General features: G+C 70.1%; 10 protein-coding genes. 1 reads left to right on the plus strand and 9 read right to left on the minus strand.

The features are described from left to right. Positions 1 to 153: 153 nt before the first annotated feature. From D474_RS0102210 to D474_RS0102225, 4 genes are all read right to left on the minus strand, one after another. Positions 154 to 879 (minus strand): CDP-alcohol phosphatidyltransferase family protein, encoded by a 726-nt coding sequence (locus D474_RS0102210; protein ID WP_239646984.1) that lies wholly within the window; start codon positions 877 to 879, stop codon positions 154 to 156. Positions 880 to 1,180: 301 nt separating this feature from the next. Further along, a complete protein-coding gene (locus D474_RS0102215) occupies positions 1,181 to 2,092 on the minus strand; it encodes an ArsA family ATPase (RefSeq protein WP_017611968.1) in 912 nt (303 codons plus the stop codon). Beyond that, a complete protein-coding gene (locus D474_RS0102220; RefSeq protein ID WP_017611969.1) occupies positions 2,083 to 2,394 on the minus strand; it encodes a cory-CC-star protein in 312 nt (103 codons plus the stop codon). The genes D474_RS0102215 and D474_RS0102220 overlap by 10 nt, the downstream gene beginning before the upstream one ends. Before the next feature lie 41 nt (positions 2,395 to 2,435). Beyond that, the gene (locus tag D474_RS0102225) at positions 2,436 to 4,286 is read right to left on the minus strand and encodes a carbon starvation CstA family protein (RefSeq protein ID WP_017611970.1); all 1,851 of its coding nucleotides are present in this window, start codon (positions 4,284 to 4,286) and stop codon (positions 2,436 to 2,438) included. A 128-nt stretch (positions 4,287 to 4,414) separates the two neighbouring features. Here D474_RS0102225 and D474_RS0102230 point away from each other — a divergent pair, with 128 nt between their 5' ends. Continuing rightward, entirely contained in the window at positions 4,415 to 5,218 is an 804-nt protein-coding gene (locus tag D474_RS0102230; RefSeq protein WP_017611971.1) for a hypothetical protein, read from the plus strand. A gap of 22 nt (positions 5,219 to 5,240) precedes the next feature. On the opposite strand, the gene D474_RS0102235 is transcribed toward D474_RS0102230, so the two are convergent. The 5 genes from D474_RS0102235 to D474_RS0102255 all read right to left on the minus strand — a co-directional run bounded on the left by D474_RS0102235 (position 5,241) and on the right by D474_RS0102255 (position 11,660). Then, on the minus strand, positions 5,241 to 6,626 hold the full coding sequence (locus D474_RS0102235; RefSeq protein WP_017611972.1) for a flavin monoamine oxidase family protein: 1,386 nt from the start codon (positions 6,624 to 6,626) through the stop codon (positions 5,241 to 5,243). A 118-nt stretch (positions 6,627 to 6,744) separates the two neighbouring features. Beyond that, positions 6,745 to 7,914, minus strand: coding sequence for a DUF2382 domain-containing protein (locus D474_RS0102240; RefSeq protein WP_017611973.1), 1,170 nt, complete (start codon positions 7,912 to 7,914; stop codon positions 6,745 to 6,747). Positions 7,915 to 8,162: 248 nt separating this feature from the next. Further along, positions 8,163 to 8,960, minus strand: a complete 798-nt coding sequence (gene thyX, locus D474_RS0102245) for an FAD-dependent thymidylate synthase (RefSeq protein ID WP_017611974.1) — start codon at positions 8,958 to 8,960, stop codon at positions 8,163 to 8,165. A 174-nt stretch (positions 8,961 to 9,134) separates the two neighbouring features. Further along, positions 9,135 to 9,275, minus strand: coding sequence for a GPGG-motif small membrane protein (locus D474_RS32540; RefSeq protein ID WP_017611975.1), 141 nt, complete (start codon positions 9,273 to 9,275; stop codon positions 9,135 to 9,137). A gap of 165 nt (positions 9,276 to 9,440) precedes the next feature. Next, positions 9,441 to 11,660: an anthranilate synthase component I gene (locus tag D474_RS0102255; protein ID WP_017611976.1), complete on the minus strand. Its 2,220-nt coding sequence runs from the start codon at positions 11,658 to 11,660 to the stop codon at positions 9,441 to 9,443. Between the last annotated feature and the right edge of the window lie 6 nt (positions 11,661 to 11,666).

Consider the following 11,666-nt stretch of genomic DNA (forward strand, 5'->3'; position numbering starts at 1 on the left):
ACCGGAACCTCCGTACGGCCGCGCGTGCGGGGGATCTGGTGTGTTCGTGCGGCAGGCGACGCGCACCGTCGCGCGCGGCGGGACATGTGCTCATGCGGAGACGACACTCCCTTTCCATCAGGATGGACTCGGGGTGAGCCGTCCCGCCGGGCGTCAGCGGTCTCCGGCGCCTCCGGATCGGGTCGACCCGGCCCCGTGGCCCGGGGTGTCGCCGCCGGGGGCCTCGTGGGGAGTACCCGCTCGATCAGCGCGTTCGTCGCGTCGGGTCCGGCCGATCAGGCGCAGACCCTGTACGGCGTAGAGCAGTCCGGCCCACCAGTAGAGAGCCGTTCCCCACAGGGCGAAGGCCCAACCCATGATTCTGGCTCCGTCTCCGACGACCCCGGGGTATCCGGCCAGGAAAAGCAGGGGGAACGCGTAGAGGAGACACAGCGTCGCGGCCTTGCCCGCGAAGTTGACGGGCAGCGGACCGTAACCGAAGTGGCGCAGCAGAGGCAGGGCACCGATGATGAGCACGTCGCGCAGTACGAGGATGGCCATGAGCCACCACGGCACGATTCCGCGCACGACCAGACCCAGCAGCGCCGCGAAGATGTAGAGCCGGTCGGCCAGGGGGTCGAGTACCTGTCCCAGCTTGGAGGCCTGGTCCCAGGCGCGGGCGATCTTGCCGTCGAGCCAGTCGCTGAGACCGGCCAGGGCCAGCACGACCAAGGCGAGTACGTCGGCCCTGGGGACCAGGACGAGCCACAGGAACAGCGGCACACCCAACAACCGGAGCATGCTCAGGAGATTGGGAACCGTCCAGATGCGGTCACTGACCGCCGGGCTGCCCACATCGCCCCCCGCCGTGAGTCTGCCGTCGTGATCCGATCGCCCCATGGCGCCAACGATAACCGGCGGGCATCGGTCGCCCCTCCGGCACACTGCACGCTGCTGCCACCTGCGTTCCGTTCGCGTGGCGTTCGTCCGCGCACACCGGCCCTGCGTGCGTGGACGATCGCCCGTCAATCGTAGCGCGTACGTTTAGTCCGCTTTTACATGAAGTGCGAGGCTTGGCCTGTTTGTACGTTCGTCCTCCACAAGGACCAACGCAGCGCCGGGCCGACGGGTTCCCGTGTGATCCCGGTGGCACCCGGTCGACCCACCCTGCGGTGCCGAGTCCCGAGAGCTCCGGGGCGCTTCACCCGGGCAGGGCCTTGCCGATCTCCAGCAGGGCCTCGGGGCCGGTCGGCTCGCTCGCGCGGAGGCCGAGTTCGACCGTGCCCAGGTCGGCGAAGCGCTCCCGGGTGGCCCGCAGCGCCTCGTCGGTGTCGGGTCCCGCGGCGCCCGGCTCGGGGATCTGGTTGATCACCACGGGCGCCAGCGCGAACCCGGCGTCGGAGAGCTGCTCGACAGCGCGTGCGGTCTCGGCCAGCACCATGCGCCGGGCCAATGACACCAGCATGACCTGCGAGTCCCGGCGCAGGAGCACCGCGGCGTGCTCCAACCGGTGGCGGCGTTCGTTGAGGCGCCTGAGGAGCGGGTCCTCGGCCATGTCCGGTCCGCGGTCGGAGACCACGTCGGCGAAGGCCTCGGCGCGGGCGGCCCGCTCGCGTTGGCGGGTCAGGCCCAGCACCCACGGAGTGAGCAGGGTGGGCAGGTTGAGCAGGCGCAGCAGGTGGCCGGTCGGTGCGCTGTCCACGACCAGGGCGTCCCAGCGGTCACCGACCTCCTCCATCCGGTCCACGAGCAGGTCGGCCAGCGCGGACTCGGCCATCCCCGGGCTCGCCCCGGCCTGCTTCAGGTGCCGGTGGACGGCCGGCATGATCTCGTGCGGCACCGCGTCCTGGGCATCGTCGGCCACCTGGGCGATACGCCTGCGCACGGCGGCGTCGGCATCGGGTTCAGCCGCCCACAGGTTCGGGGCTACCTCGACCGGCTCGTCCCCCAGGTCGCGTTCCAGGGCGTCCCCCAGTGAGTGGGCCGGGTCGGTGGAGACCACCAGGGTGCGCAGCCCCTGCCCGGCCAGGGTCAGGCCGCGGGCGGCGGCCAGGGTCGTCTTGCCCACGCCGCCCTTGCCCCCGACGAATGTGATGGGCGCGCTCAACAGCATCCTCCTGGACCGCCGAAATCGTCCCGCCCCATGCGCTGGTGCCATTCGTGCAGGTCGGCCACCATGTACGGGATCAGGTCCAGTGTCTCGTAGGCGACGGGGTTGTCCACGCCGAGGGACTCGGTGAGCAGCAGTGCGCGCAGGGTGTCCTGCTGGGTACGGGCCTCGCGTTCGCGGGCACGGCCCCAGCGCGCCTCGAAAACCTGCTGGTGGAAGTCCTCGACGCGGCGCCAGGCCCTCACGGTGCGGCGCCAGGCCCGGCCGAAACGGCCGGACCCGGCGTCCTCGTCCCCGGCACTCACGGGGTCTGTCCCCGTGTATGGCCGTGGTCGGTGCGGTGCACCTACTTCTCCTCCTCCGGGCCGGTCGTCTCGTCCGGCTCCTGCCCGTCCCTTCGGTCACCGACGACGATGCCGCCCTCTGCCACGACCTGGTCGGTCTCGGACGAGGGGTCGATCGGATCGGCGGTGCCCCGGAGGGCGTTGCGCAGGGCGACGAAGGCCTCGACGATCATCCACAGCGCGAGCACCAGGATGACGGCATCAAGCGGAGCCAGCAGGAACGTGTCCAGTGCGCTGCCGGTGTCGATGAAGCCCACGAGCTGCTCGATGAGCGCCCACACCGTCATGAACAGCAGGAACACCAGCGGGATGACGACCATGATCGGGTTACGGCCCCGCTTGGCCACCCACACCGCGATGACGGCCAGCGCCAGGCCCGCGGTGAGCTGGTTGGTGGTACCGAAGAGCACCCAGAGCGTTCCGAGGGCGAAGTCGCCGGGGACCATGGCCAGGCCGAAGGGCAGGCCCACCGCGACCAGCGTGGTGAGCGCCAGGTTGCGGGAGAACCCGCGGAAGGCGCGGTTGGCAGAGCTGCCCGTCGCGAAGCGGTCGGCCGCCAGCAACGACATCTCCTGCAGGATGTAGCGCTTGAGGCGGACAGCGGTGTCCAACGTCGTCACGGCGAAGCTGATGATGATGAGCGCGCCGAAGACCTGCGCAGTGCCCTCCGGGATGCCGAGGTTGCCGGCGAACCCGGCCACACCGTCGACGAACATGCCCTGCGGGTCGGCGCCGGCGTCGTCCCAGGTGGCGTAGAGGGAGGACCACTCGATGCCCTGGTTCGCGCCGAACAGCATGACACCGGCGGTGCAGGCCAGGATCGAGGCCAGGGCGAGGGAACCCTCACCGAGCGCGGCCATGTAACCCACGTACCGGGAGTCGGTCTCCTTGTCGATCTGCTTCGAGGTCGTGCCCGAGGCCACCAGGCTGTGAAAGCCCGAGACGGCACCGCAGGCGATGGTGACGAACAGCAGCGGGAAGATCGAGGGCGAATCGGCGGGCACGTCGTCGCGGAAAGCCGGTGCGGCGATGGTGTTCATGCCCACGAGCACACCTGCGGCGACCACGACCAGGGCAAGGACCAACTGGTGCTGGTTGATGTAGTCGCGCGGCTGCAGGAGCATCCACACCGGCAGGCGCGAGGCGATGTAGGCGTACAGGAACAGGATGAGGATCCACAGGACGGTGCTGCTGATACCGATGGCCTCGGCGACCGGGTCCAGGGTGATGGGGATCTGCTGGCCCAGCGGGATGCAGGCGTAGAGCGTGACCAGTGCGATCAGGGAGGGGATGATCGCCGCGGTGCGCTTGCGGTAGACGATCTGGCCGACGGCGATGGCCAGCGGCAGAGACACGGCGGTGGGGAGCACGGCGGCCGGGTGCTGTTCCAGCAGACCGGCCACCACGATGGCGAAGACGGCGTTCACCATCGTGACCAGGAAGAAGATGATCAGCAGGAACAGCACTCGCGCACGTCGGCTGATGACGTCGCCGGCCAGAGTGCCGATGCTGCGGCCCTTGTGGCGGACCGAGACGGCGATGGAGCCGAAGTCGTGGGCACCGGCGGCGAAGATGGTGCCCAGCACCACCCACAGCAGAGCGGGACCCCATCCCCAAAAGACGGCGATGGCGGGCCCGACGATCGGGGCCGCGCCGGCCACGGAGATGAAGTGGTGGGCCAGGACGATGTGCTTGTTGGTCGGAACGAAGTCGACACCGTCGTTGTAGGCGTGCGCCGGCGTGACGAAGCTCGGCTCCAGCGCGTAAACCCGTTTGGCCAGGTAGACGGAGTAAAAGCGGTATCCCAGGGCGAAGAGCGCCAGGGTACCGAGGAGTACCGCTGCTGCGGGCATAGGGGGAGACGTCCTTACTGCTGAGTGTCCCAGATGGTGAGACGTTGAAAAGGTGCCCAGGTGGGGGCCGGTCCTTTAAGGTGCCACAGAAGTTAACATGCGTGATACTCCTCCGAAAGGTACGACCTGTGCAGGACTTTCACGATCTGTGGCGGCGCTCACCGGTCGCCGAACTCAGTTGGCTCTCCCCCGGCGGCCCGTCCGGTATTCCCGTGGTCCCGTTGGACGACGGCGGCCGGCCGTGCGCCGCGCTGCCTCTGTCCCTGCTGCCGGAGATCGACTCCCTACCAGGGCGGGCCGCGCTGAGCGTGACGCTCCCCGGGGTGGCCGATCCCGACCGTCCCGGGCAGGTGGCCGTGGGCCCGGTCGAGGTGCGCCCGGATCCACGAGGAACGCTTTTCGGTGGAGAACTCGTCGAGCAGGAAGCGCACAAACACCCGCCCACGCGCCTGCGGGCCGGCAGTCTGATGGCCCGGAACGAGAATTGGTGGTGGATGGGGCGTGCTCTGGTATTTCTCTCCGAGGCGCAGAGCGTCCACACAGTGAGACCGAGGTCCTCGGCCGACCACGCGCTGCTGGTGCGCGAGGAACACGGCGATCCCGCGGTCCGGGTGGTCTCCTGCCCCGACTGGTCGGTGCGCACCGACCGCCCGTCCCTGCCGTTGACGGACGCGGGCGGAGCCGATCTCGAGGGACGGGGCGAGAAGGCGCTGGTCTTCGGGCACCAGGCCAGCCCCGACTTCGAACGCTGGGAGCGCTGGACCCGCGAGGGGACCCTGACCGGGAACGACCTGGCCGTCATCTCCGCCGAGGGCGGCCCGGACCCCTGCCCCAAGCCGTTCGGGCTGTTGGAACGCCTGCGCAACCACCGCGAGGTCGAGCGCGCCTGCACGGCCGGTGTCACCGAGCTGGAGCGCCGCGAGCGTCTCTGATCCCTCACCCTTGCGCCGCCGCTCATCCGAGGATGCGGGCCGCCTCGCGCAGCCCCGACAGCATGGCCCCGTGCACGGTCGCGGTGTGTTCGACCTCGGTGGCCTCGCCCGCGAAGAAGACCCGCTCCCCGATCGGCTCTGCCAGCACGGTGCGGTCGTCGTCGGTGGAGCCCACCGCGGTGAAGGAGAAACTGCCCCGGGCGAAGGGCTCCTCCATCCAGTCGGTGAGCAGGTGGTCGACCGGATCGGGCGCCTTGCGGAACATGGTGCGGATCGAGGCCATGGCGTGCTCGACGGCCTCGCCCTCCTCCATCTGCGCCAGAAAACGGGCCGCGCGCCCCCCGTTGCGGCAGATCAGGACCGGTTCTCCGAGGACCCGTTGGGCCGCGTACCAGTGGAACCAGGCGCCCTCCTCGGTCCCCAGGTGCACCAAGACCTCGGCATCGCCCCAGAAGACGTCGTCGAAGCGGAGGAAGAGTTTCTCCAGACGCCCGTTGCCGAGCCGTTCGACCGCGCCGGTCTTGTCCTCCGAAAGGCCGGGTTCGAACGAGACTTGACCGGCCTTGAGCACGCCCAGCGGCAGGGTGACCAGGACCCGGTCTGCGGTCAGGGTCTCCGAACCGTCGGGGGTGTCCACCGCCACGCGCACGCCGTCGCCGTCGTGGGCGATCGATGTGACCACGTGTTCCAGGCGCACGTCGAGGCCGCGCGCGAGGTGGTCGGTCAGTTGGCTCATGCCGTCGGGGAAGACCACGTCGTCGCCGCTGAACTCGTGCAGGGAGGCCACGGCGGGGAAGGCGATCTCCTCGGCCTCGGCGCCGTGGTCGGCCTCGGCCATGCGGTGGGCGATCTCTTTTGCGTCGCGGGCGCGGCCGCGGAAGAGGTTGGCGTCGAGCAGGGCCTGGTCGATGCCCTCCTCCATGGACTCGCGTTCGCCGGCACCGACCGTGGTCCAGTACATGTGCTCGTACAGGAGGTTGACGTCCTCCATGTTGCGCCGGTGGCGGTCGAAGAGCAGGCGCCGGCCCTTGGGGTCGTAGGCCGTCTCGGTGGTGCGGTTGAAGGCGGTGGTGCGCACGCCGGTTTCCCGGACCAGGGCGGACAAGGGGTTGTTCTCGTCGCCGTGCATCCAGGACGCCCCGGCGTCCAGGACCGTGCCCTCCCAGTCGTGCACGGAGTGGATGCGCCCCCCGGTACGGGCCCGGCCCTCGACCACGGTGACCCGCTCGCCGGCCTCGGCGAGGCGGTCGGCAGCGGCCAGACCCGCCATGCCCGCACCGACGACGAGGGTGTGCCCGCGCCCGGAGGCCGACTCACGGCCGCGCGGCCCGGGTCCTGTGTGCTCCGGACCGCCGTCGGCGACCTCCTCCTCGGTGATCTCCCCGCTGACGTCCCCCCGGTCAGCCATGGCGCTCCCCCTTGCATGCTCGTCGGACAGTGCGACCCTACGGTCGCGGTGTGTCCCCGGTCTCGGGGACACACCCGGGCCGGTGGAGCGCCTCCGCCCCACCGGCCCGGGCCGTCACTCACCCCTGCGAGGGCGGGTGGCCCTGCTCGTCCTCCAGCTCGATGCGTTCGCTGAGGCGTGTGCCCTGCACGTGTTCCTCGTGACTGACCATGCGCTTGCGCACGTGGACGCGTTCGACGGGCACCTGCTTCTTGGAGACCACGGTCCGTTCCTCGTAGAGGGTGAAGACCTGTTCGTCCTCACCGATCGGAACGTCGAGGTCTTCGCCCTCGTCGGAGGCGTCCACGGGGTGGCGCTCGACCTCGAGCTCCTCCCGGCGCAGGGTCACGGTCTCGTCGTAGTCCTCGGTGTCGACGTACCGGTGCAGGCGCGCACGGCCGATCTCGACACGTTCGACACCGATGTCGACCTGCTCTTCCGAACGGGTCATGGTCACGTCCTCGGCGAAGGCCTGATCATCGCCGGTCTCGGGGCTGGTGTCGGCCTCGACGCCGGCACCGGCACCGGAGGCCGGGGCTGTGTCGGAGGCGACCGGCATCGGCACGGTGTCGGGCCGCTGCGTGCTCCGGGCCTCCGGGACAGAGGACGTCGGAGCGCCGGCCTCGGGCATTGCCGTTCCGGAGGCGGCACGGCCTTCGGTGCCGGTGTCGGAGACGACCCCCGGGGTCCCGGACTCGGTGACAACGTCTTCGGTCCCGGTGGTCCCGGCCGTCCCGGTGTCGGTGGCGGCCCGGGTGCGCGGCCCGGTGGCGGCCACCGGCGGTGCCGTTTCGGCGTGCTCGTCACCCGGTCGCATCGAGGCGTCGGCCTCGGAGTATCCGGTCCCGGGGTGCGTGCTGTCGTCGGTCTCGCGTTCCATCACCGGCACGTCGGAGTAGCCCCGCTCGTGTCGGCCCGCCCGCTGGCTCGGGACCATGATGCGCTCGGCGTAGTAGTCCCTGACCTCCGCCTCCGTCTCGGGTGAGATGTGGGTCCCCGAGTCCACGTGCGGCGCGTCCTTCACGGTGGACTTGTCGTAGGGGACCTGGAGGTCCTCCTGGTGGGGTTGGGCCCCCTGCAGAGGCACCAGGGTCTCCTTGCGCCCGAACAGTCCGGTGTGAACCGAGACCCAGCTGGGTTCGTTGGTTCGGTCGTCAAGGTAGACCTGGTTGATCTTGCCGACGCTGTGCCCCTCGCCGTCCAGGAGCTGGTGTCCGATGAGGTTCTCCGGCCTGAGGTCGTGTGCCACGGTCTTCCCCGTTCGTGGATGGTTCACGTCACTGGGGCGCCTGCGGGTCGCCCCCGCCGGGCGGTCGGCCCCGGGGGCCTTCCGCTCCGCACTGCTGCGGTCTCATACCCGTACATATCAGGCACGATGATGACGCCCCCACAGGGTGAACCGAACACAGACCGAGCTTTGACCGGACCTTGGGCACTACACGAAGCGCCCGCCACCGGTCGGGCCGGCGGCGGGCGCGGGGTTTCAGGGGTGGAAGATCAGACCTTGCGCCACTCGGGCACCCAGGCGCCGTCCTCCACGGTGTAGTCGCCGAACAGCGCCGGGGCCTCCTCCTTGAGGGTGCTGCCGATGCGGTCGAAGAGCAGGCGGATCTCCTCCTCCGCGCCGGGGGCGGTACGGGCCTCGATGGCATGGCGCAGGGTGCGCACATTGGCGGTCCACACCAGGCCTGTGGCCACACCCTCGGGGGCGAAACGGCGCATGAAGGAGGTCTTGTGCTTCTTCTCTGCGAACTTGACGCCCTCGTCGTCCAGACCGAAGTGCTCGGCCATCCAGAACTGGAAATCCTCCATCTGGCGGAGCATCTGGCCGGCGCGTTCCATGAGCTCGGGGTCGTCCTCGGCCCAGTCCGGGAACCAGAAAGGCAGGTCGGTCAGGCGCACGAACCGCAGCGACTCCTGGGAGACGGCCACACCGGGACGGTGGCGGATGAGCTCGTGGGTGAGCACCCGGGAAACGTTGTGGAGCACGAAGCTGAAGCTGATGTGCTCCAGGACCGAACCGTGCATGCTGCGCAGGAGGTTTCCCAGGTAAGCGTCCTGGTCGGTGCGCACGCGGGTGACGTTGGGGTTCAGGCCCGGTTCCCAGGAGCGGTAGCACAGGCGGCCAGCGAACTCGGCGAGGTTCTGCGGGTCGTTCAGATGGGTGTCGAGCTCACCGCGGTCGAACCGCTCCAGCCACGCCTCTCCACCGACCTCCTTCAGGTAGTCGGTGATGGCGTCGTAGTCCACCTGCGGACGCGCGACCAGTCGTACCTGCGGCTCGACCCTCTGCACTGCTTGCCTCCCGTCGATTCTCCCCCGCTCCGGGCACGCGTGAGAGCCGTGGCCTGATGTTTTCCCAGGACACGGGTGCACGGGTGGGGCGGGGCTGAACAGCCATGTACGAGGGTACACGGCCGCGCTCCGGCCCCGGCCCGCTCGACCGGGGTCGGAGCCCTGGTGGGGGCGTCAGAGGCCGAGGAAGGCACCAGGTGTCAGGGCGAGCCCGACGACGATGAGCACAATGCCCCACAGGAGCTGCCCCCGGATCACCCCCAGCACGCCGGAGACGAGAACGATGATTCCGAGGATCGTGAGTAGAAGTCCCATACCGGCCCCCTGTCCGTTTGCAGAACACGCAAACCCACCCCGAGGATGAATAACCGCCTCACCGCAGGTGGATCCGGTATGAATGATCTCTCTGCTGCAACTGCTACTGGTGGGGCCGGGTCCGTCCGGGGCCCGCGGGCCCCGGACGGACCGCCCGGAGTGGCCTCAGCGCCGTGCCGCACGCAGGGCGCGGGCCACGATCTGCTCGCCCACCCCTGCGGTGAGGATCGACTCGGGGTGGAACTGCACCGCGGCCCACCCTGTGGCGGGGTCCTCCACACCCATGACCACCGGCCCCTCGTCGGCCTCGCCCTCGAGCACGGCGGTGACCTCGTACCCCTTGACCAGGTCCGGAAGCGTGTAGGTGGAGTGGTATCGCGCCGCAGGGAACCGGTCGTCATCGCCGAGGCCGCTGAGCAGGGAGCCGCCGACGACGCGGACCCGTCCGGGCTTGCCGTGCACCGGTCGGTCCAGGGTGCGCAGCTCTCCCCCGGCGTGCTCGACCATGCCCTGCAGGCCCAGGCACACGCCCAGGACGGGCAGGTCGCGGGCGGCCAGGGCGTCGAGCAGGCCGTTCATGCCGAAGTCCTCGGGCAGGCCGGGACCCGGGGACAGCACCACCAGGTCGGGGGCCAGGCGGTCCAGGAGCTCGGGCGCGAACCCGTAGCGCACCGTCGTGACCTCGGCGCCGTGGCGTCGCACGTAGTCGGCGAGGGTGTTGACGAAGGAGTCCTCGTGGTCGACGAGCAAGACCCGAAGCCCCTCCCCCGCGGCCTCGGCACTGGTTTCGGCGGGTGGCTGGGGGGCGGCGGACGCCTGCTCGGCACGGCCGGCCTCCTCACAGGCGGCGAGGGTCTCCATGAGTGCCCGGGCCTTGAGGAAGGTCTCGCGCTCCTCCGCCTCGGGGTCGGAATCATAGAGCAGGGTGGCACCGGTGCGTACCGCGGCGACGCCGTCGCGGATATGGGCGGTGCGCAGGGTCAGGCCGGTGTTCATCGACCCGTCGAAGTTGATGACGCCGACCGCGCCGCCGTACCAGCGGCGCGGGCTGGACTCGTTCTGCTCGATGAAGCGCATCGCCCAGGTCTTGGGGGCGCCGGTGACGGTGACCGCCCACATGTGGGTGAGGAAGGCGTCCAGCGCGTCGAAGTCGCGGCGCAGGGTGCCCTCGATGTGGTCGACGGTGTGGATCAGGCGCGAGTACATCTCGATCTGCCGGCGCCCGATGACCCGAACACTGCCCGGCTCGCACACGCGGGACTTGTCGTTGCGGTCGACGTCGGTGCACATGGTCAGCTCCGACTTCTCCTTGACCGACGACAGGAGTTCCTGGATGTTCTCGGCATCGCCCAGGGCGTCCTCCCCCCGGCGGATGGTGCCGGAGATCGGGCAGGTCTCCACCCGCCGGCCCTCGTCGGAACGGCCACTGACCCGGACGAACATCTCCGGGGAGGCGCCGACCAGGTACTCGCCCCCGCCGAGGTTGAAGAAGAACTCGTAGGGGGCGGGGTTGCGCTCGCGCAGCATCTCGTAGAAGCGGGCCGGGGAGGAGCAGCGTGCGTAGTTGCGGTGGCCTGGCACGACCTCGAAGAGATCGCCGCGGCGGAAGCGCTCCTTGGCTCGGGCGACGACCTTCGCGTAGGAGCCGGGTTCGGGACCGGCGGGCACCTCGGCGGCCTGCACGGTCGGGGTGGGTGCGGTCTCGCGCGGCAGCCCCTCGGTGGTGTCCTCGGCGCGGTCGCCCCCGGCCGGAACGGTGAACTCGTAGGTGTACCGCACGCAGGTCTCGCGCTTGCGGTCGCGCACGACGACGGCGTCGGGCAGGTGCAGAACGAGGTCGCGGTCCTCGGGGTCGCGGTCGATGTGGCGCTCTACGGGTTCGAACTGGAACGCGAGATCGTAGCCGAAGGCGCCGTAGAGTCCGAGATTGGGGTCGTCGGGGCTGGACATGGCGCCCACGAGAGCGCGCACGGCGGTGAAGACGCTGGGCCGACGGCTGCGCTCCTCCTCGGTGAAGAAGACGTCGGGGTCGGGTTCGGGCACGGTCAGTACCGCGCGGTCGGCGGTCTCGGTGTCGAGGAGGGCGACGCCGGACAGCGCGCGGGCGAGCACGGGCATCAGGACCTTGCCGCGGTCGTTGAGCGCTTCGACGGTGACGACGCGTCCGCGGGTGGAGACCTCGGCGCAGGGGTCGACGTAGCCCAGGTGCCAGCGGTCGTAGCGGCCCGGATACTCCATGCCGGAGGAGAGGACGCCCCCTCGGCGCCCCTCGACGTCGCGGACGAGGGTGGTGAGTACCTCGGGGTCGCAGGGGGTGGCGCGGCGGTGGACGGTGACCCCGCCCTGGGTGCGGTGGGTGCTGGTGTACTCGTCGGTGGGCTGCACGGCCGG

This window comes from Nocardiopsis salina YIM 90010, assembly GCF_000341025.1.
Taxonomy (GTDB): Bacteria; Actinomycetota; Actinomycetes; order Streptosporangiales; family Streptosporangiaceae; genus Nocardiopsis; species Nocardiopsis salina.

What these genes read in the sequence shown, in the direction of transcription:
- D474_RS0102210 (WP_239646984.1), bottom strand. Translation starts at nt 879, where the DNA reads ATGGGGCGATCGGATCACGACGGCAGACTCACGGCGGGGGGCGATGTG.
- D474_RS0102215 (WP_017611968.1), bottom strand. Translation starts at nt 2,092, where the DNA reads ATGCTGTTGAGCGCGCCCATCACATTCGTCGGGGGCAAGGGCGGCGTG.
- D474_RS0102225 (WP_017611970.1), bottom strand. Translation starts at nt 4,286, where the DNA reads ATGCCCGCAGCAGCGGTACTCCTCGGTACCCTGGCGCTCTTCGCCCTG.
- D474_RS0102235 (WP_017611972.1), bottom strand. Translation starts at nt 6,626, where the DNA reads ATGGCTGACCGGGGGGACGTCAGCGGGGAGATCACCGAGGAGGAGGTC.
- D474_RS32540 (WP_017611975.1), bottom strand. Translation starts at nt 9,275, where the DNA reads ATGGGACTTCTACTCACGATCCTCGGAATCATCGTTCTCGTCTCCGGC.